Source organism: Blautia sp. AM47-4 (assembly GCF_003479865.1).
Lineage (GTDB): Bacteria > Bacillota > Clostridia > Lachnospirales > Lachnospiraceae > Fusicatenibacter > Fusicatenibacter saccharivorans.
In genome coordinates this window covers 110,112-133,742 of the sequence record NZ_QUHY01000005.1, presented here as the reverse complement: position 1 = coordinate 133,742, position 23,631 = coordinate 110,112, and the positions used below count along the sequence as shown (strand labels likewise).

The window sequence follows — 23,631 nt, the reverse complement described above, 5'->3', positions numbered from 1 at the left end:
CAGTATACTGTGTGGCAGAGCAAAAGTAAAGCTAAAACAGGAACTAAAATTTTTCAGACACGGAGGAACTTATTATGACAGCAGCAAATGAGAGATACAAACTGAACAAAGAACTGGCACAGATGTTAAAGGGTGGCGTGATCATGGACGTTACCACTCCGGAGCAGGCGCATATTGCCGAGGAAGCTGGTGCCTGTGCCGTTATGGCACTGGAGCGGATTCCTGCAGACATCCGTGCAGCCGGCGGCGTTTCCCGTATGAGTGATCCGAAGATGATCAGCGGCATTCAGGAAGCCGTTTCCATTCCGGTTATGGCAAAATGCCGCATCGGCCACTTTGTAGAGGCACAGGTTCTTGAAGCCATCGAAATCGACTACATCGACGAGAGTGAGGTTCTCTCCCCGGCGGATGATGTCTACCATATTAACAAACGAAATTTCAAAGTACCGTTTGTCTGCGGTGCAAAGGATCTCGGCGAGGCACTCCGCCGGATCAACGAGGGAGCGTCTATGATCCGTACCAAAGGTGAGCCGGGAACCGGCGATATCGTACAGGCGGTCCGCCATATGAGAAAAATGAACAGCGAAATTCAGAAACTGACCTCAATGCGTGAGGATGAGCTGTTTGAGGCAGCCAAGGTCCTGCAGGTTCCATACGATCTTGTTCAGTATGTTCATGATAACGGCCGTCTCCCGGTTGTCAACTTTGCAGCCGGCGGTGTGGCAACGCCTGCCGATGCAGCGCTGATGATGCAGCTCGGAGCAGAAGGCGTCTTCGTCGGATCCGGTATCTTCAAATCCGGCAACCCGGCAAAACGTGCCGCTTCCATCGTAAAAGCTGTTACCAACTACACCGATGCCAAACGGATCGCAGAACTCTCCGCTGATCTCGGCGAGGCTATGGTCGGCATCAACGAGCAGGAAATCGCCTTACTGATGGCAGAAAGAGGAAAATAATGAAAATTGGAGTGCTTGCATTGCAGGGCGCATTTGCAGAACATGAAAAAGTATTAGAACAGCTTGGCGCCGAATGCATCGAACTGCGGCAGGCCCGCGATCTTGCCGAGCCTTACGATGCACTTGTACTGCCGGGCGGCGAGAGTACCGTTCAGGGAAAGCTTTTAAAAGAGCTTAGCATGTTCGATATCATGAAAAGCCAGATTGAAAACGGCATGCCGGTCCTCGCAACCTGTGCCGGTGCAATTCTTCTGGCAGAAACGATCGACGGACAGATGAAGGGACAGCCAGAGCAGTATTTCGGCACGATTCCCATGTGCATCAAGCGGAACGCCTACGGCCGACAGTTAGGCAGCTTCCACACAGAAGCACCGGTTGTGGGCATTGGAACAGTGCCGATGACGTTTATCCGTGCGCCGTATATCGCATCTGTGGGGAACGGCGTGGAAGTGCTCGCGGTTGTGGAAGAGCGGATTGTCGGTGTAAAATATAAAAACCAGATGGCCTTCTCCTTCCACCCGGAGCTCGACCCGGATATGAGGATTCATAAGACATTTCTTTCGATGATCAGCAACGTATAAAGCAAAAGACTGTGCAAATCATAAATTCATTTGCACAGTCTTTTGCTCTGTTTTCATACCGCAATGCAGTCCCATGGAATAATTTGAATCTTTTCCGGAGAAACACCATCTATTTTTAGGGTTCCCCTGTCACCGATTCGAATCCGGTCTTTTTCCCGGCTTACGTTCTCCCGTGTGACAAGATTTTCCGTGAAACCATTATCCATATAATGGATGAAAAAAACGTTGTTATCTCTGAAGAAAATAAAATCTGATCGCAAAAAGCTCCAGCTTCTCGTTGATTTTTCATCCGAGAAGCTGGAGCTTTCCACGTTGTTTACCTGCCATAAAGCATTTTTGAATTATTATTTGATACGTTTCAGTTCATACTGTCTCGTACCAAGACCAATTTTCTCTGCCTGGTCAAGGGTTGCCTGCCATTCAATATTCGGATTGGAATCCTTGAAATGATCGTGGTGGCAATGCCATCCCGGCTCTGCAAGATGCTCGCCAAGCTGACTGTTTTCGATCGGAGTTGCCTTCAGGCAGGCATCGGCACACGCCTGATCAAGAGCAACCGGGTCGAAGCTTGCAAACATTCCGATATCCGGCAGGATCGGAGCATCGTTCTCACCATGCAGTCACAGTTCGGGCTGATATCCTGTACCAGAGAAATATGGAAGCACGGACGTCCATGACAGACAGCCTGTGCATACTCCGCCATTTTCCGGTCGAGAAGCTCGTTTGCACTGCTGTTTGGATTGTAAACCGCATCAAAACTGCAGGCACCGATGCAGCGGCCGCATCCTTTGCATTTGTCATAGTCAATGACTGCTTTTTTATCCACATAGGAAATTGCATCGCTTCCGCATTCTTTTGCACAGCGGTGGCAGCCACGACAGACATCCGTATTGATCGCCGGTTTTCCACTGGCATGCTGCTGCATCTTTCCGGCGCGGCTTCCGCATCCCATACCGATATTTTTCAGTGCACCGCCAAAGCCCGTTGCTTCATGGCCTTTGAAATGGCTCAGACTGATAAAAATATCTGCGTCCATGATTGCATGGCCAATCAATGCTGTTTTGCAATATTCTCCGTTGACAACCGGAACTTCGATTTCATCGGTTCCTCGCACTCCATCTCCGATGATAATCTGGCATCCTGTGGTAATGGTATTGAATCCATTCAGATTCGCACAGTCAAGATGCTCCAGGGCATTTTTTCTGCTGCCCGGATATAACGTATTGCAGTCTGTCAGAAACGGAAGGCCTCCCTGCTCTTTACAGAGATCTGCAACCACTTTCGCATAATTCGGACGAAGAAACGCCATGTTTCCCAGTTCGCCAAAATGCATTTTGATTGCGACGAATTTGCCTTCCATATCAATGTCTTTGATGCCAGCAGCAATACAGAGCTTTTTCAGCTTGTCAAGCTGACTCGTTCCAACCGGACATCGAAAGTCGGTAAAATAAACCGTTGACTTTTCCATTTTGTCATTCCTCCTGATTTGTCATTTTTTGACAGCATATCACTTCAAGCTAGGTTGAAGTCAAGTATAATTTGTGGTCTTCTGTTTGTCTCTTGGGCTTGTCTTTTTTCTGGATTTTTCGTATACTGAACATAGTTTTTAAGCAACTGAAAATACAGAAGTGCTTTGGAGGTCATGTTTATGATAAAGGCAGTATTATTCGATATGGATGGTATCCTGTTTGACACCGAGATTGTAATGAAAGAGGGCTGGCAAAAAGCTGCCCGGGAGCTGAATTTTACGCTCACGGAGGAACATCTTTCGCAGATGCGCGGCAGTGCGCTTCCGCGGAGCAGAAAGCTGTTTGAGGAGTGGTTTCACGGACAGGTGACATACGATGAAGGACGCGCAATCCGCACGGCGTATCTAAACGATTATATTCGACGCAACGGTGTCCCGGAAAAACCAGGGCTTCATGAGTTTCTTTCCTGGCTCAAAGAGCATTCGATCAAAGTTGCCGTTGCTACTTCTACAACGCGGCGCATTGCGGAAGACTATTGGAAACAGTCTGGCATTGACCAGTATATCGATGCTTCAGTCTGCGGGGATGAGGTAATCAACAGCAAGCCGGATCCGGAAATTTTCTTAAAAGCAGCGTCTCTTCTGAAAGTTCCGATTGCTGCATGCATAGTAGCCGAAGACAGCATCAATGGTCTGAAGGCCGCGCGTGCAGCTGGTGCCATCTCCTGCATGATCCCGGATCTGACACCGTATACAAAAGAGCTTTTTCCATTTTGTGATTATGTGAGTCCTTCTCTTTTGGCCTGTAAAGAAATTCTGCTGCAGACTCCAGAAGCGGACAAACTGAAAAGCTGGAAGTAAAAAATCATACATAAATTCAATTATTTTACTGTAAGAAAGTCCTCCACACAGAATCTTTCTGCTGTGGAGGACTTTCTTTAACACGTTTTCATCATCTGTTCGTTTATTCTACATCTACCGGCGAATCATACGATTCCATAACATTGTAGATCTGTTCTGCTGCTGTTGTACGCAGTTTCTGCTGTGTGCTCTGGTTTGCGCATTTTTCGTATTCACGCATAAAGGCAGTTGCTGCGGTGTCAACATCTTCGGCATTTTTCAGTCTGTCCAGCAGATTCGGATTGTAGTCGGAAAGGTAGGCCATCAGACTGTCGAGCTGGCCGGACAGGCTTCCAAGGCTCTTTCCAAGATCAATGGTATATCGGCACAGATACTCTTTGATCGTTGGATCTGTAAAACCACAGAGACCATATCCATATCTTCCGCCACTGTAAAGGCCAAAACGGGAACTTCTGATCACTTCGTCACGGGAAATGATTCCGGCATCAACAAGGTTCGTGTACTGCTCTCCGCTCAGGCTTGTGCGGCTGGTAGAGCCATACTCAAGCAGTGTCGGATTGAGGTCTGTGGATGCCTCGTTTGCAATATTTCCCATAATACCGGCGGCTCCTTCTTTTGTAAATCCGTGCATCAGGAAGTAATTCCAGATCTTTTCTGCGTTCGTTCCACCGATTTCATCGTCGGCTGCAAAACGACGGATCGTCAGAATCGTGTCACAGTCCACCGGGCGGTCGCAGGTGATACCGGCGTTTTCGTTCAGCGCTTCTACAATTTTTCCTTCTCCGTCATACAGCGCCACATGGCCATTATAGCAAATAACATCGCCTGCGCGTGCCTCATCCAGGCTTGCAACCTCCGTTCCAAGGCTGCGCCATCCGCCGGAGATCGTATATTCACCGTCGTACGCACCGCAACGGGTCAGAATCTGCCATACAAAATGAGAGCAGTCAATACCGTCCGTCAGGGAGTTTCCACCCCAGACGTATGGTCTGCCAACGAACTGTTTTGCAAATGTGATAATACCGTTTCCGGTTGAGGTTTTTACTTCATAAACCGTTTCTTTTTTATAGGGAAAGGCTTCATTTTCAGACGGATCGATCACCTGATCCGCCAGTTTCATCTGATCCTCTCTGGTGCCGGTTACATATTCCAGCGCCTCTTTTCCCTGCTGCAGATAATCCGTACGGACAAAACCGCGGACGTCGCCCGATTCAATATAAACCCACTCCTGATCCGCATCGGCGATCACAAAACAGAGTGCCTTTGCCGGAAGTGTTCCCACGATCCGTGCGCTGGTGGAACCGCTTTCGCGGACGTTTAATCTGGTATCGACCTTTGCGTAGGCGTACGCTTTGTCGACCTGTGCGAAACCTGCGCGGAGATCTTTTTTCATGGAGCTGATATATTTTCCGTAATCAATCGTCTGAATCCAGTCATCCGCCTGTGTCTCATCATTTTTCGGTGTTTCTGTCGGGGCTGGTGCAGGCGTCTCGGTTGGCACCGGTGTTTCTGTTGGTTCCGGGGTTTCGGACGGGACTGGAGTCGGCGTTTCACTTGGGGATGGCGTTACCGACGGTTCTGGAGTTTCGCCTGGAGTTGGTTCCGGGGTTTCACTTGGAGATGGCTCCGGCATCTCGCCTGGATTCGGGTCTTCCGGTGTCTCCGTTGGAGTCGGATCCTCTGTCGGTTCTGGCGTTTCCGGTACTTCTGGCTCCTCTGTGGAAGCGGCATTTTCATCCTGAGATGGTACGGACGGTTCTTCTGCTGGTGTCTCGGTTTCCTGTGTTTCTACAGCCGGAACAACGGCTTCTTCTGTGTTTCCGTTTTCCGTTTCACTTTGCGTGGCCGGTGCATCCGCCTGATCTTTCTGCGTTTCCTGCACCGTTTTCGCTGTCTCCTCTGCATGCGCCGGTGCAGCCGAACCGAGAAGCATTCCAGCTGCCACGCCGAACGCTGTTACCGTTGTGCCAAATTTTTTCTTTGAAATCATATATGTTTTGCTCTCCTCTCTGCTGTTTGTCGATTTCTGCCTGCCATTTTCTGCTTTTGAGGCCGTTCGGATGAAATCACAAAAATGTATCGTTCCTGTAAAGTCTGGCCTCTTTTTTTGAAGATAAACCAAAAATGATATCATTCGTTTTCATTGTGCAAAAAATTTCACGTATTTTCTATATTGTATCACAGACAACATCAGATGCAAAGAAACAAATCACATATTGAGGAATTTTTCTGTTTAACGCGTGAAATTGAGAGAGATTCTCTGTAAATTCTCAGGAACCGGACGGAATGCGGATCAGAAGCCGTTTTCCATTCTGCTCTGATACCGTCAGAACCGGAATATGTTTCTTGCGGAGCTGGTGCATGACCGGATAGGCCGCAAAGAGATCACCGCTGACACAGACAGCCTCCGGCTTTTCTTTTAACAAGTCCGACAGGTATTCCCGCAGGCGTATCTTCCATTCTGCTTTTTCAAGTGATGACATGGCATAACTGCCACAGATGTTCAGTTCCGGGGCCTCCAGCAGCGGTTTATGAAGAATAACTGCATGCTCCATGCCCGGCATCTGCCGCAAAAGCGCGTCATCCGCATCAATCGCATCGGTACCGATGTGGATCAGAACCGGTGCTTTTGGCACTCCCGCAAGGCTGATGCGACAGGCAGCGACGGCATCGTCAAGCGTTTCTGCGGTGAGAAGAAATCCTCCTTTGTGGCAGAAAGACACACCGGAAAGCCCCGTCGCTTCCTGCAGTGCTTCTTTTTCCAGGCCAAGCCATGTTTCCGGAAAATCATACTTGTAATTGAATGAATTTTCTTTTCGAACCGGCTGCACGCAGTAACCGCCGCGGTTCGATGGGAATATCAGAAATGCAATTTCAGTCGCGGAAAGCTGTTTCTGACATGGAAAAAATTCCGACAGAATCAGAATCTTTTCATCCATTGTTCCTGCCTTTTTCTCCGCTGCGATCCGCTTCCTGTGTTCGGCAAGAAGATCTGCAAACTGCTGCTCCGCCCGCTCATCCGCACGAAAACGCTCCCATTTATGTTCCAAAATCCGTCCGGCCACTGCCACCGCCTCCAGGAAAGCAGCATCGCTTCCGCTGTTATCATCCCATACCGGATTGAACATGCCGATCATACTGGCGAGTTCATTCTTTTCTCCTGTATTATCATTGAGATCGAGCGGCTGTACAAACTTCTCGTCAAACTGCGCAGCCATCTCCGGACTCAAAATTTCTGTGCCAAGTGCCTCCCATAAAAGGCCAAACGCCGCGTACGGAACCTGGTTTTCCCGGATCCGGCTGTCTTTCTGGTGATGGTCGTATTCTCCTCTTCCAATATCAAAAACAATCCCGGCAAAATCCTCCGGCACACGATTTCCGCGCTGGATAGTAAGCTGCGGATTAAAATGCAGAAGCAGTGCCGCAGAGAACACATCATCCGCATGAAATTTTCCGCCGTGCGTAAAAGCAGCGGCATGTTCTTTTTGTATCTGTTCTAATAATGTCATAAAATTCCAACTTCCTTTTTCTTAAGATCTGCTCTATTTTACTCTATCTGGCGGCTGTTTCGCAACGGTTCTATGTAAAGAAAAGCTTGAAAACTTCCTGGCGCGTATTTATTAAAAATCATTTCCGCAGTCTGCACACTTATCTACGAAAATTCTTTTGTGGGTATTTGGAAAATCAAAATGAGCGGCTCCTCTTCCAAGGTTCCGCTCATTTTGATTTTTCTTCCTTTCATACCTGAATCCGGTCTGCAGCTGCATCACACATTGCAATCCGTTTTCCATCCATGCCAAGGATCAATCCACCGTTTATTCTCTGGATGACCTGTACGGTGCTGCCTTCTTTGATTTTACGGCTTCGGAGGAAATCCAGAACATCAGGGATTCCAAACATCCATTTGATGGTACAGATATCACCGGTTTTTTTCTTTGAAAGTGCCTGCATGGTATCCCTCCTTTTTACTTTTTCTATATTGTATTCCCTGAGGAAATATTTAGTCAATAAGAACAATTGGGATACGCTTCTAACTAAAGTTTGTGTGCAAAGCGCTAGAGTGTGTTTGAAAAAGGCTTTTCGTAGTCTGCATGTTCCAATTTGTGGGAGATTTTGTCTGAATGAAGGAGGCGTAGCGGGCTACGGCGACTGAATGAGGGCAAAATATACCGCAAAGTGGGGCGTGCAGGCTGCGGAAATGGTTTTTCAAACACACTCTAGTTTTTCAATCAGAAAAAGAGTTTGCTGCACGCGATCGCAATCGAAGCTACGGCCACGATCCGTTTCAGCAGCGTCTGGTTGATTTTCGTCGCATTTCGTAATTATTATAAATAATCACGCAGAAGACGATTCATCATTATGTCAATTATTAAAGCGTGCTGGGAAAACATTTCTCATTACGTTCTCCACTATCTCTTTAGATTCAGAAAGAATTGACATATTTTATCTGGCATAGCACATGTGACTGCATCCATTTGGAAAGAGCTCTGCTTTCATCGCTCGGATATATTCTTCTTCCGTAGAAGAATCCTCCAGAATCTCCAGCGTGCGGCGCAGATTTCGGATATCACGCTCCATAAAATCGGTATAATTTCCCCGGCCTACCAGCTTCAGATGAGTGATTCCAGCATCGGAAAGCTGTTTTAATGTACACAGGCCGCAGCCGGTTGCGCCGCAGAGGTAACCATCTTCCGATACAGGATTCGTCAGTTCTGATGCAGAATCCCATTCGGATATAGAAATATTTTCTCCCGGACGATTTTTTTCTTGTTTTTCTAATTTAGATTCTGAAAGCGACATCGGTTTCTTCCAGTAAGGAACCCGGCAAAGATATCCCATTTCATCGCAGTGCAGGGAATTGCAGAAAGCACCACTGAACTGGCACAGTTCATTCAAAGCAAATGCCTCGAACTCCGTTGGATAAGTCCATTCTTTTCGAGCGGCTTCTTTCTGCGCAGTTATATGCCGAATCACTGCACGCATTTCCGAGATCGTATTTTTGCGCTGGAAAATGATCCTCTTCGGGTATTCTTTCGCAAAAACCTCTGTCATCGCAGAATTCACCGTTCCCAAATCCCCGCTCAGATGCACCTCACAGTCGATCTTTTCTTTTCGCAGGTACACAAGCAGCGCGGGATCCGCAAGAATATAACTGTCAAACCCTATGCTGCGGCACTGTTGGATGATCTGCGTAATTTCTTCATACTGTTCCGGCCGGTAATACAGCGAATTGAACGCCAGATGTACTGGCTTCTGGTATTTCTGCACCATATTGGCCAGAATTTCCAGTTCACTGAACGATCCAATTTGTACATTATAGTTTAAAACCTCTCTCCGATTCAGCGGCAGAACCGTTCCGTATTTTTCTGACCAGGAAAATGGAACGTAACCGCAAAACAGCTCGTCTGCACCGGCGCGGACGTAACGGGGATAGTCGTCAATGGAGCCGAGGCCTGATGTGATTTTCATAAGTTAAATCCTTTCGCTTGCGCCTCATTCAAATTCAATCTCTTCCTCCGCCTTAGCATACAAATCCAGCTGATTTTCAATATCAAGTCTCTGAACCAGCCAACCTCTTGCAAGACACATCTTCACAAAATCGTCTATACGATTTACTCCATTCATCTCTTTTAACGTTACAACCACACCAAACGGAAGAGAATCTTTTCTTTTCTGCAAACGTTCTTTCGTATTAATCTTAAGTCCCCATAACCCAGAATCATAAGCCTTTCGGGGAACCCTTTTTTCTTTTATTTCTTCACTGATATGTTTCACATTATCCCATTTGCGATACATTTTTCTTGCATCTTCTTCGTACAAAGTAATCTGTTTCTCTTCAGACTGTCGATTGTCATCAATTGCTTTAATCATGGTTGACCCTCTTTTGGCAACAACTCTGCCAAAATGAATATCCATTTCTGTACTCGTATAGTCAACACCCTGTTTGCGATCGCACTGTGGAAAATATGCCAGGGTAGCTCTTGCATAAAACGGGTGCGCATGATCTACAACAGGCACTGGCAGATTATAAGTATAAGTTTCATATTCCTCCGATGCCCCTGTCATAATGAAACGTATTTCATCATCCGGTGTTTTTAAAACCTCATTAATATGCTTTGGCACAACACCATATCCGATTCTATGTGAAATATCATCTCTTCGATTCCATCCGGCAGCTGCATCAATCAGCAATGCTTTCGCCACTTCCCGGCTTAATCCCATAATATGAATCAAATATGCCAGTTTACGTGAAATCCATGGCGCTGCAAATGAAGTTCCCGCTACGTATGCTGCTCCCATATCGTCTTTGCATACCACCATTTTATCTGTATAGACCGTTCCATCACCACCATAATAACTGACATCCGGTTTATGAAAAAACGACAGAACAGGTCCAATCCTGGTATAAGAAGCAGAGTTTCCTGCAAAATCCACAGCATTAACCACCATAGAATTCAGGGAATCTGCCGGAGATCCAATTCTCATATTCTTTTTGGTAACTCCTGCCGGAATATTTGTACCTGCTACCACAAAAATAACATCATATTCACTCTGAATACGATCCAGCTCTGCAGCCTCCGGCGAAATAAAATTTGGTTTGATTTCAAGCTTTGACCCCAGCGATAAATTCCAGACTTTAATATCTCGATTAGACGCAACAATATTTCGGATCATTTTCAGAACAGTAAAAGAACTAAATCCGTTATTTGTTGCCACTCCAAAATGTCTTACGCGAAATCTGCCGCAGCCATCCGCAAGCTCCGGGTTTCCCTGTGGACCATCTATGATAATATAGCTGACAGCTGTTCCGTGTTCATAATCTTTCCTGGACAGAGGAATATTAGGATCCAAAAGATTTTTATATTCAACCCACTCGTGAAAATACACTTTTTCATTGAACTGTGTATCTATCACACCTATGACCGGTTCGTTCTGTGGATGTGGGATTAATAATCCGGCATCCTCTTCCATATCCTCATACGCATCTAACACATCGTCTCTTGAAATCTCAGAGAATTAGATTTTGTGAGATTGTTCTGTACGCACCAGGTGTCAACATCCATGACCGCCGGACGGTTCTGACAGGCACGAATTTGTTCTGCCCACTGCCGGATCCTGACCTGCTGCGCTATAAGACTGGTTTGCGTAGCCATACCATCCCTCCCTTAATTATAGTCAGTCTAAAAAGTTGAGTACTGAACTTTTTGGACTATGTTAATTTGGTCAGTATGATTATGGCATAAATGTAGTGGGATAAAAAGGTACTCGGAATTTACCGTTTACTTTCAAAAAGCTGTTCAATCAGCTTTGCTTTATCCACATAGTAAAATCCAGATTTTCAAACTTCCTGAAAATCTTCAAATTCCACCGGTAATCTCTTGTATCCTGCTATATTTACACGCACCTTTCCAAATCAAATCTCTGGGGAAGAAATTCTTTCTGCTATCTCTTCACCAGCACAGCTCCTTCCACTTTCGCATAATACTCCGCCAGATCTTCCTCCATCTGCCTTCTCACCCGCTCCCAGTCCCCTGCTTCCATCTGGCTGTACAGCGCATGATTCATCGAGATTACACTCAGATCCTTCGAATAATACAAGAACCGTTTTCTCTCAAATTTCTCAAACGGATTGGTCAGCATACTTCTCTGCATTGCTTTCTTATCCTGCAGCATCGTTTCATTATACGGGCATGTACTCCGGTCTACTGGAAGTCCCCGGGTTATTCTGTCCTGGTAAAAAGCAATATAGTCCTCCAGAATCTCCTCTATTTTTGCATCTCCAATAGAATCCACATGACGGATAAAAGCCAGCAGAAACGGCATTTTATAAGAAAGTGAATAATCTCTTTCTTCCAGGAACGCAAAAAAATCTTCTTTGATGGTCGCATCGTTGTGTTCCTTAATTCCAAGCTGCTTCCGATATTTTTCCACTTCATCCGGACTGAATAAATATAATGTTTTACTTCCGAATTTGTACTGCACTTCTGGCGTTAATTTTCCGGCTCTGATCCAGCTTGTGATGGTTCCCGTATTCACAAAATATTCCCTGGCAACCTGCTCCTGCTTAGATAATCGCCGTATTTTTCTTCAAAAGAATGGATATCCACCTCTGTAATCCGCTCAATCCGCTCTTCCATTCCATCAATCACCACCAGGTCTCCCGGCTTATAATCCATTTTTGTGATATCGCCAAATGGAACATAATAAGGATTGGCAAAAACAGAATGCATACTGCAGGGCTTGATCATGGCGCCGTACTCATCGACTACGTCAATCACAATCACATTTTTCTTGGTGTCCGTTTTCCGCAGTCCCCTTCCGACCTGCTGCAGATAAAGAACCTTGGAAAGCGTAGGCCTTGCCATCACCAGAATGCCGAGTTCCGGATAATCCCATCCCTCTGAAATCATATTGCAGGCACACAGGAAACGGATTTCCTTTTCTTTAAACGCTTTCATAACAGAACTTTGATTTTTCGTCTGTCTTGTGTAGCTGGCCGCTGAAATATTTGCCTTATTAAGGAGCTTTGTCATTTCGTTTGCATGCGCAACATTGACGCAAAAAACAACACCCTGTCTCGTGCCCGCTTCGCCGGATGTAAAATACTCTGAAAGTACCTGGATAATCAGCTCATTTCTTGAAGTGACCCGGATTCTTTTTTCCAGATCCGCATTGACATAATCCCGCCCATTGAACTTTACACTGGAAAGATCAAGATTCGTTTCAATCCGGTAAACATTCGCTTTCGCGACCACTCCCTTTTCCATCGCTTCTTTTAAAGATAACGAAGTCGTATACGATCCAAACACCGTTTCCAGCTTCCTTTTATCCGGCCGCTGATCCGTCGCCGTCAGGCCTATCGTAAAATCTGTCCGATAGTATTGCACAACTCTTTTCAGCACTGGCGCAACCGCATGATGTGCTTCATCCACGACAAGATAATTGTAATAGTCTGGTGTAGTGTCCGTATAATGTCTGGCCGCGAAGGCATACGTTCGAATATCAATCTTATCTTTTAACTCTGGCAGCGAAGCCTTTATTCTCTCTTCCCAGTCCAGCAAAAGATTGACTCCCGGAACCAGAATCAGTCCACGAAACTTTTGTTTTCCTTCCGCGAATGTCCGTAAATCTTCTTCCACAATTTTCGATTTTCCCGCTGCTGTAGGCAGCACAATCAAAAATGCTTTGATACCCGCTTCTCTGCGCTTTTGTATCTCCTGCAGGCTGACAGTCTGATGTTCATACAGCTCAACTTTTCTTTCAACTTTGATTCCGTCATCCACAAAATTCGAAGAATCTTTTCCAAAATACTGCTTGATATCATCCTCGATCCGGCTGGCAAATTCGCAATCCTCTTTGGAAAAGCGAAATAACTTGATCCCCCACAGGGCACACGTATTTTGTTTCTTGAGCTGATTGCGATATTTTTCCTCTCCAATAATTTGCGGATGATGGTAATCAAGGCCGTTTTCTTCGATCGCATATTTCTGATCCTTTGTTCTGACAAAATAATCGAGAAAATAATTCCTTCCATTTTCATCACAGATTCCATATTCCCGCGTCAGATATCTCAGCGCATTCATTCCATAAACACTTGAAAAATTCTCTTCGAAATGAATTTCCAGCGGAGAAGCATCGGCCTGCTCGCTCCGATCTCCTGTGTTTCGTATATAACCGCCTTCCAGGACAATTCCATCTTTGACAAGATATGAATCCAGATTTTCCCGCGCATATCCCAGAAAACGAAACACCCTTTGAAAGCGATGCATATAATCATTCTGCTTCTCCGTAATCAGCATATAGGGAAAAACCGGCTCTTTTGGCTCATGAGAGCAGATACCATCATCAATAACAACCATATCTATCCCATTATCATAAAACCGGGAAATTCCGCCATTTGGATAACACACCTGTTCCCGAAATCTAAAATCTGCGTGTTCTGCTAGAAATCTGTCTTTTTCAATATCAGATTCAGCCACTTTTCCCTCTCCCTTCCCGGTCTTACATCATCCGTAAGCCACTCTTCTTCTATTCGGATCTGCTCCACATCCTTGATAAAATCAGAAAAAGTATCCTGCGTGAAATCCGTAAAAAAACGGCCGCTTCTTTCGCCTTCAAACGTTCCATATTTAAAGGAGGTATAAATAATCCCATTAGTGTCCAACGCTGTTACCATCTTATGGAATACCATTTTTAATTCTTTTTTCGGTAAATGCAGAATCGATGAACACGCCCAGATGCCGTCATATTGATTCATCTCCTCCAAATCCTGAAATATCATGTTTTTTACCGGAATACCGGTATAGGCACTGGCGTATTTGCACAGTTCTTCTGAACCGTCCATCGCCGTAACAGCAAGACCGTTTCCCAGAAAATACTTCGTGTCTCTTCCGGAACCACACCCGAAATCCAGCACTCTCTTTCCCGGCAAAGCGTTTAAAAATTTATCCTGCGTCGTCTGGAAATCTACAGAAACAGTGCCTTGTATGAAAGAAGCTGCATTTTGGTTGTAATAAGCGATTGTTTGGTTTTCCATATTGTGATGATCTCCTTGATAGAAAATGTAAAGCATGTGCTGTGCAAAACTGTTTTCTCTTTTTTAAACCGAAAACACTTCTTCAGACATTTTATAGATACTTACTTGTCAAGTTCGTTATATGCCTTTTTGACGATCTGCGCCATCAATAATCTTCTCTGCTTCAGGAATTCAGGATACGGTAACTGCTCAAAATTCTCAGGTAATGCATTCTGAGCACAGGCAAGCCGGTATCCTTCTTCTCCTAATTTCTCTCGGTACCGGCTGACATACTCCGCCGGAGCTTCATCGGAAATATCAATGTTTGTTGTATAGTCCAAGTATGTAAAGTTTGCAATCTGGTTTCTGTCACGGTCATTATCGTACCCGATCTTTTCAAGATAATGTTTCGGAAAGATATGATGCTTGTCCACGGAATTTTTGTCTCCATTTGCTCCTAATACAAAGTATTGTGACAGAGGTGCTGTGCTGAACAGCATAGGTGTTCCCAGTACATTGACTGCCGCAATATATCCGTACCAGGCCGGTGAATTGGCCGAAGAACTGTTCAATTCGGCTGGCAGCGAATAAACAAAGTAGTCATCCGTAAATCGGTTGCCGATAACAGAATTCAGATATGATACGAATTCATCTGCATGATGGACATCTCGCAAATCAGCAAACTGTTTTTCAACCTCTGATTCTGTAGATCCCGTATAAAATCCAGTAATCGTAGACATAAAAATCCATTTGCGAATAATTTTCTGAAGTTCAACAGACGATACTTTATACTCATATTTTCCGATCAGATATAAAACATAGCTGAAAACTACCGCATTGGATGATGCCACCAGGCTGCCTTTCAAATAGCCTGCAGAAGCAAAAAGATTCATGAAGGCATGCCAGTTATTGAGATTGGTTACCATGTCTAAAGATTCTTTGAAAATTCTCAGATTCTCTTCACGCACATCCTGCGTAATTTCACCGGTTTTTAAATTCTTTCCGCGGAGCAGCAGATACGCGTATCGCAAACGCGCTCTCCGAAATCCTACGCCAACAGACATTCGAATCAGATGAGAAGGGTCAACCTGAAGAATCTGATTAAATGCGGTTCCATTTGACGGTACTCTTGATTCCGCACAAAATTGGTTAATCTTTGCATGGACATCATTATCATAGACAGCAATCAGAGTTTCAATAAAATTTTTTTCCGTAAGATTCTGACCGCCGGAGTTTACACGGACAAAAATCTCGGCCACATCTTCTTCATCCGCTTTTGAACTGATTTTCAGGGTTGGCAGAGAATAAATTCCAAGATTCAAAAGGTTATTGATGTTTTCTTCAATGACATCTTCTTCCTCTTCCGTAAGCAACTCTTTCCCGTTTTTCTCCCGGCTTTCATTTACCGATCGGATAAAAGACTTTCGGAATCTTGAAATAGTGTGCTCCTGGTCCGCCGCAAACACGCTGCAAATCTCGCTGATCCATTCTGGATTGCGTTCATACGCCTGTGTCCAGACGGCAAATTCGCACGTTAGAGGATTGAAGGAGATTTTGATTTTTCTTTCCTCATAATTCTGATCTTTGATGGTCACGCCATACATTGCTGCAAGTAATGCAGTCAAACGCTGCTGTCCATCGATAACAAGGTCATCCGGGCGTTTATAAACTTTTTCATTCTTGCCAATATGTCCCGTATTTTCATAATCATCCGGAGATGACCACAGCATGATATATCCGATTGGATAGCCTTTCATCATAGAATCCAGCAGTTCACGAACCTTATTATCTTTCCAGACAAAAGGACGTTGAAGGTCCGGCAGACCGATCCGTCCATTCTTTACATCAGACAGCAAATCAGATACCTTGCTGGGAATATTGTCGAATAATTCTTTTCCCATTTTCGTGCTCTCCTTTCCTTTTCTGGCATATTACATCCCTCTTCAAAAAAATCCAGCTGTATAAACGTATGCAGTCGAAACCTACCCTTTCGCTATTGCGCGTTTAATCTTATGTCAGCTCCAGATTCGCTGGCAGCCATTGCACGCTTCTTATGGCCAACCTGTCTCCTCGCCTTTAAAAATATCCAGAATAATTAATATCTTGCCATTCACCTGCTCAAATCTAAGCCGAAACTCCGGAATGGGAGTCAACCTCGTTTTAATGATTTCCTTATCTTTTTCAGCATCCCCCTGAGGATTTCCAAGCCCTACAATTTGTTCGTCATCAGATATTCCAAAGATTAACGCTCCACCCAATGTATTCGCAAATACACTGACACTTTTACACCAGCTTTTTGGTTTCTTTACTTCTAATGAAATTTTTTATCATATTCTGTTGTCTCACCAATCCTTTATATTCATATTCTCCCCCATTTTTCAAATGAACTAATCGCTTTTTATCATTTTCTTAATTCTGCTACAGTTCGTAAGAGGTCAGACTCCAATGCGGTCACAGACCTAATAAATGTCATGCGTAAAAGTATTCTTTTACAGTCCTGATACAGAATAATTTATCAGAGATATTTACGAATATCAAATCTGTGTTGCGATTCAAAATCAGCCATATCATCGCGTATCTGTTTCATACGCTCATACTGACTTTTTGTAATATGGCAATCAATACGGTGCAGCTTATTGTTTTCTCCAAATGGAACATCTATTTCTCTTTCCCAAAACAGTTCATTATCAACATTAACCTGCGAATATTTCATATCAAAATTCTTAATTACATAAACACTATCAGGATTTTTTGCAAAAAAATCATCTGCATTGTCACATAAATCTGAATCATACTTAAAAACCATATCATAAAGCATAAATAATTCATTATCTAAAGTCGTATGTGTCTTCCAAAATTCACGATATGTTTTACAAATATCATTCAAAATGTTGTCAACATCTTTAGATTCTAATGTCAAACTAGACATCGGAGAAATTTCAATTCTATTCTGTTTGAAAACATCATATGCAATATCAAAAAATATTTCACAAAATGACTTAATGGAAATGATTAATATCTCATCAACAAATATGGATTTATCCGAATCATCAGTAAAATAGAATTTCGTTGTTTTTCCAACGATATACCCTTCATGTGTCAACTGATTTCGTAAACCATAAATTCTTTCTGCAAGTTCATCAACACTCATAATTAAACGCCATAATGTTTCAAATTTGCCTTTATGATTTCTAATCCAATATTTATAAAGCTTATTATCAATAGGTCTACCATTTTCCTGGTAAAACTCAGTATATTTATCTGCCGGATATTCAATTCGGCTACAGATGCTAGGTATCTGTAAAGCAAATAATAAGGCAGAATGTTTATCATCATCTGTACAATCAGGTGATGATAATTTGTCGCGGTATTTATCTATTAATTCTGTACCCAGCATATCCAACACCTTCCTTCAAATCATTAAGAACGACAAATAAAATAACACCTGCAAATCAATATAAGATTCACGCATCATTCTATTTGCCGCCATCTTCTCAAATTATTATTCATTCTTCATTTCGTCAAACATTGCCTGAGCTAATGCACCCATGATAGCATGATATTTTCCGGCATCCTCAAATAACTTCGTATATGTTTCCGTACTCTCAACATATGCTTCCTGTGCTGCATCATCGAACAACTGTGGGAAAATATTCTTTTCAAAAATCTGACGACCATCTGTCTTTGCAGCTTTTATCAGCTTCTTATTGTTTTTCAATTTCTGATGCAATGCAGTTATTACAACCTTATCACCATCTGTAAAATTACCCATATACTGCTGATTAATCTTTTCAATGACCTGCTCCAATGGACTAAGTGTCTCTGTCATTTTTACAGGCTTCTTTAATTTAGCAGTTTTATAAACACCCTTTTCTTCCTTTACAAGCCCGATAGAACCTTCGTATGTTTTCTCAAGATTATAATACTTAAGTTTTACTCTATCACCAAGGTCAAACGGAATTTGGGGATCAGCGGGTACAACCTTTGCCAAATAAGAACAGAAAATGTATTCATCATGCATTTGCTTATCAAACATACGGATAATTTGCGTAATATATTCATACCATTTTACAAATGTTCTGCAAAGTTTACGGAACTGGTATCTCTGTTCCTGATTCAAATCATTATATTTCCGCTGTATCGGTAAAAGAGCATTCGTAATTGCTGCCTGAATTTTATTGGCTTTACGCTTATCTTCATCAAAATAAATTTTGTTTACATTTTCAATATCAGAATCATCGTAAATTTTAAATTCACGCAACATCTTCTGTGTTTTGTAAATCAAGTCAGTGTTGATTTCCTGAGCAAGTGATGTCTCCTGATAAAACGGCTGAAATGCTTTCAAAATATCTTCTTTTGAATTTACAAAATCAATGATGAACGTATCCTGTTTATCTGGATGTGTACGGTTCAATCTGCTCAATGTCTGAACTGCTTTTACACCACGCAGTTTCTTATCAACAATCATTGTATGAAGCAATGGTTCATCAAATCCAGTCTGATATTTCTCAGCTACAATCAGAATATTTCCTTCGTCATGAAATACCTGTTTCGTCTGTGACTCATTCACACCATTCAGCTTACTTTCTGTCCATTCAATATCTCTTTTATCATCCGGGTCTTTGATAGAACCAGAAAATGCAGCCAAAATTTCCACATCGTTATAACCATTTGATTCCAAATAGTTCTTAATCTCATGATAATATCGAACAGCGGCAAGTCTTGACGATGTTACAACCATCATCTTTCCTTTACCTTTGATTTTCTGCTTCGTCACATTACGGAATGTTTCAACAATGATTGCTGATTTCTGCTGAATGTTATACGGATGCAGTTCTTCGTATTTCTTGATTGTCTTCAATGCCTTTGACTGCGGAACATCAGGATTATCCTTTGTGTTCTTCGCAATCTGATAGCACGTTCTGTACGTTGTATAGTTCTGAAGAACATCCAAAATAAATCCTTCTTCAATCGCCTGACGCATCGAATATACATGGAATGGATGATATGAACCGTCATTCCATTCTGTACCGAACATCTCTAATGTTGCACCTTTTGGTGTTGCTGTAAATGCAAAAAATGAAAGATTCTTATGTCTTCCATGAGCAATCATTTCACGCACCAAACGTTCATTATCATCCAACAATTCATCTTCGGCTTTACCTTCCAGTTCCGCATACTCTTTCAGAGCATCCGACACATCTGCAAGTGCAGCTTTCAATTTCATTGCAGAGGAACCAGTCTGTGAAGAATGTGCTTCATCCACGATAATCGCAAATCGCTTATCTGTTGTATCATCCACTTCTTCATAAATGACCGGGAATTTCTGCAATGTTGTTACAATGATTCTCTTTCCGGCATTCAAAGCATCCCTTAAATCCTTAGAAGATTTCTTTTCATCAATCGCGCATACACTGCCGAGCGTATGGTCAAATCCCGTAATTGTTTCCTGTAACTGTGCATCCAGATTACGTCTATCGGTGACGATAACAACCGATGTAAATACAGGCTCATTATCATCATTATGCAAAGATGCAAGACGATACGCTGTCCATGCAATAGAATTTGACTTTCCCGAACCTGCTGAGTGCTGAATCAGATAATTGTTCCCTGAACCGTTCTCACGCACATCCGCAATCAGTTTACGCACTACATCCAACTGATGAAATCTAGGGAAAATCAGACGTTTCTTTGTAACATTCTTTCCATCTTTCTTTTCGGTCTTCACCTCGAAACTGATGAACTTCTGAATAATATCAAGCAAGCTGTCTTTCTGTAATACATTTTCCCAGATATAAGATGTCACATAATTATCATCTTCTGCCTGCGGATTTCCTGCACCACCGTCGTTTCCTGCACCGTTAGAACCCTGATTGAATGGCAAGAAATATGTATCAGTACCTTTTAATTCCGTGGTCATCCATGCTTCGTAAAGGTCTACTGCAAAATAAGCAAGAATACGATGATTCAACCAGAAAGCAGGTTCCCTCTGGTCTCTGTCATACTGCCACTGTAATTTTGCATTGTCCACAGTCTGACCTGTCAGCTGATTTTTTAATTCAATCGCAACCACTGGAATACCATTGATTGCAAGCATCATATCAACTGAATTGTTGTTCTGCTGCGAATAGTGCCATTGTCTGATACACTGACACACATTCTGCTCATATCTTTTTACAGCAACATCATTAAGAGTGGATTCCGGCTTGAAATAACAAACCTTAAAATCCATTCCACGATGTTTAAAACCATGTCGCATGACGGACAGCAGACCATCCATCTGTACGGCATCTTCAAAACATTTATAAAACTTCCTGTATGGGTCAGAATTACACTGTTTCTCAAAACGCTGCCACATGATTGGCTGGGTTGCTTTTACAAACCCAACCAATGTATGAATATCCAACGCCATATCGGAAGATGCAGTATATCCAGCATCTGTTGCCTTTTCATATCCACCATCAGGCGAGATTAAAAAGGCTTCGATATTGGATTCAAACTGTTTTTCGTTTTCAGCCATAGGTTATACCACCCTTCTTTTTCCTGTAACTACTTCATAAATCAATGATTTTTTATATGATTCAAGGTCTTTGATAAGAGATTCTTTTTCAGCAATGAGGGAATCTAATTTTTCATGTTGCTTTTTTAATTGTTTTACAATTTCATTTTGCTCGTCAATACAAGGTTTTGGAATTTCGATATTAGAAACTGAAAAAACACTCGTATGTGATAATGCTGACCCAATTCTTGTTAAATCAAACTGTATCTTCCCTACATACGAGTTTAAAACATAACACAAAAAATCAGAATTATATTCATCTATTGTGGAAACGATAATCATTGAAACCACATTTGAACCATCATATTCTTTAGGTACAACAGCCGTAACGCCTATTGCACCATCTCGGACAATCACTAAATCATTTGTGTGAACAATTGTCTTAGAAAGTTCTTCATTTGTTTCTTCGGTAATATACACCATTGGTTCAGAATTAATAACATACTCCTTAACATTAATCCCTCGTAAAAAAGCAACAGTTCCTTTATCATCAAAATAACTAGCAGGTGTAACTACAACACCAACCGTTATTCTAGTCGCAACATTTTTAACCTTCGCCATATTCCAATGTTTTGGAATTTTTCCAATAATTAAGTTTTCACTATCCTTCATCTCAACATTTTTATCAAGACCTTTTGTAACAGCTTCAAAAATTACAGTCTGTTTCAGTTCCTTATATTCTTCAATACTTGCGTTCGCTTCTGCAATAATATTATCAATTTTAGAACATTTTTCATCCAAATAATCAGCAATAGTTTGCTGTTCAGATAAACGTGGCATAGCTACTTTCTGATGAAGAATATCATGAGAAGACACACGCAAACGAATCTCCAAAATACCATTTGCAAACTGTCTCAATTTTTTTTGAAATTGCTCCATCTGAAAAAGATAATTCATATAACGAATATCTACATTAGATTTAGCACAATATACATAATATACTGGACTCACACACCCTTCATACATTGATAAACCGACTGAACCAATCAAAATATTCATACTGTTAGCAACAATTGTATTTTGATATACAACTTTATATTCTTCATAATTTTCTTTCGACTTATTACCTTGATTTCCTCTTTCTGAATAAGGAATAACACCATCTGTATTGGTCAACGAAAGAATATTTGTAGTAATAATCGGATTATTTTTTTGATTGATTTCATCTAAGCTTGCATAAATTGGTTTAATTTCCCAATTTGCTGGCATTAAACCATACCAATCAATCCCACTATCTTTCATTTCATTTTCAAGTCTAATTACAGTTCCCATAATCATTCACCCCCGAACAAATCATGCAGTTTTGCCATCAGGCTCTTTTCATGTTTCTCAATACGCGCTGCAATCACGTCTGATGGTTCAATCTGCTTGTATTCGTAAAATGTTCTGGTAAACGGAATCTCATATCCGACCTTTGTTTTGGCTTTATCAATCCAAGCATGTGGATTATACGGAATTACTTCTCGCTCAAAGTATGCATCAATATCCTCTGCTAATGGTACATTTTCTGTATCACGTTTCGATGTATCTGCTACAGGTTTCTTTTTCTTCATGATAATATTTCCATCATCATCGAACTGCGGTGTTTCCACTACAATCTTGTTATAGCCAAGGTCTATAGCATCCATGACCTTACTCTTTACAATGATTGTATTGTCATTTTCATCTACACCATTATATGTACCATCTACATACGCACCATACGCTTCAATAATCAAATCTCTACAAGCTTTTGAGATATCGACATTCTTTGAACCGATATTTTTACGTCTGCTAGATGCACACCCTGATGCATCAATCAGCTGTACTTTACCCTGATGTATCGCTGGCTTATTCTTCATCACAATCCAAATGTATGTCGCAATGCCTGTATTATAAAATGCATTATTAGGCAACTGCACGATGGCATCCAACCAATCATTTTCAATAAGATATCTACGAATCTCAGAAGGACCAGAACCAGCATCACCATTAAACAAAGATGAACCATTCTGGATTATTGCCATCTGACCATCATCTTTTAACTTTGCAAGACCATTCAGCATAAATAAAAGCTGTCCGTCACCTTTTGCTGGCAGTCCCGGTGCGAATCTTCCGGCTGTACCTTTCTTATATTCAGCCGTTACTTCCTTTTCCTCACGTTTCCAAGGAATACCAAACGGCGGATTGCTGATAATATAGTCAAACTTATATCCGCTGAACTTGTCATCAGATAAGGTATCACCGAACTGCATATTGTTAGGGTCTCCACCACGAATAAGCATATCAGCCTTTGCAATACCGAATGTAAACGGATTGAACTCCTGACCGAATACAGTAACGTCCGCATCCGCATCCATCTGTTTCAATCTTTCTTCCATACAGGTAAGCATCTGAGATGTTCCCATCGTCATATCATAGACTGTCTTTGAAATGCCATCACCTGTAAATGCTGATTCATCGCCAGCTACAAGAAGGTCACTCATAAGATAGATGATGTCACGGCTTGTGAAATGTGCTCCGGCTTCTTCGTTATAAGATTCAGAAAATCTACGAACAAGATTTTCAAACACATATCCCATATCAACCGCACTAATTTTCTCAGGAGAAAAATCACCCTTATCTGTACAAAAATCAGAGATTACCTGATACAGAAGACCTGCTTCTTCCATGTGCTTAATCTGAGAATCAAAATCCATACGTGCAAGAAT

The 23,631-nt window shown here is 42.4% G+C and carries 18 protein-coding genes and 3 pseudogenes; 4 read left to right on the top strand and 17 right to left on the bottom strand.

Going from position 1 to position 23,631, the window contains the following annotated elements; translation table 11 throughout:
- Positions 1 to 74: 74 nt before the first annotated feature.
- Both pdxS and pdxT read left to right on the top strand, forming a co-directional pair.
- The gene (gene pdxS, locus DW965_RS05055) at positions 75 to 956 is read left to right on the top strand and encodes a pyridoxal 5'-phosphate synthase lyase subunit PdxS (protein ID WP_117761520.1); all 882 of its coding nucleotides are present in this window, start codon (positions 75 to 77) and stop codon (positions 954 to 956) included.
- A complete protein-coding gene (pdxT, locus tag DW965_RS05050) occupies positions 956 to 1,537 on the top strand; it encodes a pyridoxal 5'-phosphate synthase glutaminase subunit PdxT (RefSeq protein WP_117761521.1) in 582 nt (193 codons plus the stop codon). The genes pdxS and pdxT overlap by 1 nt, the downstream gene beginning before the upstream one ends.
- A gap of 344 nt (positions 1,538 to 1,881) precedes the next feature.
- Here pdxT and DW965_RS05040 read toward each other — a convergent pair.
- Positions 1,882 to 3,005, bottom strand: a pseudogene (locus DW965_RS05040) (DUF362 domain-containing protein).
- A 180-nt stretch (positions 3,006 to 3,185) separates the two neighbouring features.
- On the opposite strand from DW965_RS05040, the gene DW965_RS05035 reads away from it, so the two are divergent.
- Positions 3,186 to 3,866 carry an HAD family hydrolase gene (locus DW965_RS05035; RefSeq protein WP_117761524.1) on the top strand — a complete coding sequence of 227 codons (681 nt, stop codon included), beginning with the start codon at positions 3,186 to 3,188 and terminating at the stop codon, positions 3,864 to 3,866.
- 103 nt (positions 3,867 to 3,969) lie between these two features.
- Here the strand turns inward: DW965_RS05035 and DW965_RS05030 are convergent, their stop codons facing one another.
- The 4 genes and pseudogenes from DW965_RS05030 to DW965_RS22020 form a co-directional block, all read right to left on the bottom strand.
- A complete protein-coding gene (locus DW965_RS05030; RefSeq protein WP_119198113.1) occupies positions 3,970 to 5,856 on the bottom strand; it encodes a phage tail tip lysozyme in 1,887 nt (628 codons plus the stop codon).
- A gap of 280 nt (positions 5,857 to 6,136) precedes the next feature.
- Entirely contained in the window at positions 6,137 to 7,375 is a 1,239-nt protein-coding gene (locus DW965_RS05025) for an MYG1 family protein (protein ID WP_119198112.1), read from the bottom strand.
- 229 nt (positions 7,376 to 7,604) lie between these two features.
- On the bottom strand, positions 7,605 to 7,817 hold the full coding sequence (locus tag DW965_RS05020; protein ID WP_022461118.1) for a ferrous iron transport protein A: 213 nt from the start codon (positions 7,815 to 7,817) through the stop codon (positions 7,605 to 7,607).
- A gap of 79 nt (positions 7,818 to 7,896) precedes the next feature.
- Positions 7,897 to 8,016, bottom strand: a pseudogene (locus DW965_RS22020) (DUF6783 domain-containing protein); the annotation flags it as partial.
- On the opposite strand from DW965_RS22020, the pseudogene DW965_RS22015 reads away from it, so the two are divergent.
- Positions 7,966 to 8,169 (top strand): annotated as a pseudogene (locus tag DW965_RS22015) (DUF6783 domain-containing protein). The pseudogenes DW965_RS22020 and DW965_RS22015 sit on opposite strands and share 51 nt — an antisense overlap.
- A gap of 140 nt (positions 8,170 to 8,309) precedes the next feature.
- Here the strand turns inward: DW965_RS22015 and DW965_RS05010 are convergent.
- From DW965_RS05010 to DW965_RS04955, 12 genes are all read right to left on the bottom strand, one after another.
- On the bottom strand, positions 8,310 to 9,335 hold the full coding sequence (locus DW965_RS05010) for a U32 family peptidase (protein WP_119198111.1): 1,026 nt from the start codon (positions 9,333 to 9,335) through the stop codon (positions 8,310 to 8,312).
- A 24-nt stretch (positions 9,336 to 9,359) separates the two neighbouring features.
- Entirely contained in the window at positions 9,360 to 10,859 is a 1,500-nt protein-coding gene (locus DW965_RS05005; RefSeq protein WP_243036427.1) for a S8 family peptidase, read from the bottom strand.
- Positions 10,853 to 11,020, bottom strand: a complete 168-nt coding sequence (locus DW965_RS05000) for a hypothetical protein (protein WP_227094077.1) — start codon at positions 11,018 to 11,020, stop codon at positions 10,853 to 10,855. Before DW965_RS05000 ends, DW965_RS05005 begins: the two co-directional genes overlap by 7 nt.
- A 289-nt stretch (positions 11,021 to 11,309) precedes the next feature.
- Positions 11,310 to 11,903 (bottom strand): hypothetical protein, encoded by a 594-nt coding sequence (locus DW965_RS04995; protein ID WP_119198110.1) that lies wholly within the window; start codon positions 11,901 to 11,903, stop codon positions 11,310 to 11,312.
- A complete protein-coding gene (locus tag DW965_RS04990) occupies positions 11,900 to 13,846 on the bottom strand; it encodes a DEAD/DEAH box helicase (RefSeq protein ID WP_119198109.1) in 1,947 nt (648 codons plus the stop codon). The genes DW965_RS04995 and DW965_RS04990 overlap by 4 nt, the downstream gene beginning before the upstream one ends.
- On the bottom strand, positions 13,810 to 14,403 hold the full coding sequence (locus DW965_RS04985; protein ID WP_117761529.1) for a class I SAM-dependent methyltransferase: 594 nt from the start codon (positions 14,401 to 14,403) through the stop codon (positions 13,810 to 13,812). The genes DW965_RS04990 and DW965_RS04985 overlap by 37 nt, the downstream gene beginning before the upstream one ends.
- Before the next feature lie 101 nt (positions 14,404 to 14,504).
- Positions 14,505 to 16,283: a GmrSD restriction endonuclease domain-containing protein gene (locus DW965_RS04980; RefSeq protein ID WP_117761530.1), complete on the bottom strand. Its 1,779-nt coding sequence runs from the start codon at positions 16,281 to 16,283 to the stop codon at positions 14,505 to 14,507.
- A 150-nt stretch (positions 16,284 to 16,433) separates the two neighbouring features.
- On the bottom strand, positions 16,434 to 16,640 hold the full coding sequence (locus DW965_RS04975; RefSeq protein WP_243004575.1) for an AlbA family DNA-binding domain-containing protein: 207 nt from the start codon (positions 16,638 to 16,640) through the stop codon (positions 16,434 to 16,436).
- Positions 16,641 to 16,897: 257 nt separating this feature from the next.
- On the bottom strand, positions 16,898 to 17,779 hold the full coding sequence (locus DW965_RS04970; RefSeq protein ID WP_117761531.1) for a hypothetical protein: 882 nt from the start codon (positions 17,777 to 17,779) through the stop codon (positions 16,898 to 16,900).
- A gap of 105 nt (positions 17,780 to 17,884) precedes the next feature.
- Positions 17,885 to 20,902: a type I restriction endonuclease subunit R gene (locus DW965_RS04965; protein WP_117761532.1), complete on the bottom strand. Its 3,018-nt coding sequence runs from the start codon at positions 20,900 to 20,902 to the stop codon at positions 17,885 to 17,887.
- A gap of 3 nt (positions 20,903 to 20,905) precedes the next feature.
- Positions 20,906 to 22,213 carry a restriction endonuclease subunit S gene (locus DW965_RS04960; protein ID WP_158568561.1) on the bottom strand — a complete coding sequence of 436 codons (1,308 nt, stop codon included), beginning with the start codon at positions 22,211 to 22,213 and terminating at the stop codon, positions 20,906 to 20,908.
- Between the two features lie 2 nt (positions 22,214 to 22,215).
- Positions 22,216 to 23,619 (bottom strand): HsdM family class I SAM-dependent methyltransferase, encoded by a 1,404-nt coding sequence (locus DW965_RS04955; RefSeq protein ID WP_330420907.1) that lies wholly within the window; start codon positions 23,617 to 23,619, stop codon positions 22,216 to 22,218.
- Positions 23,620 to 23,631 lie beyond the last annotated feature (12 nt).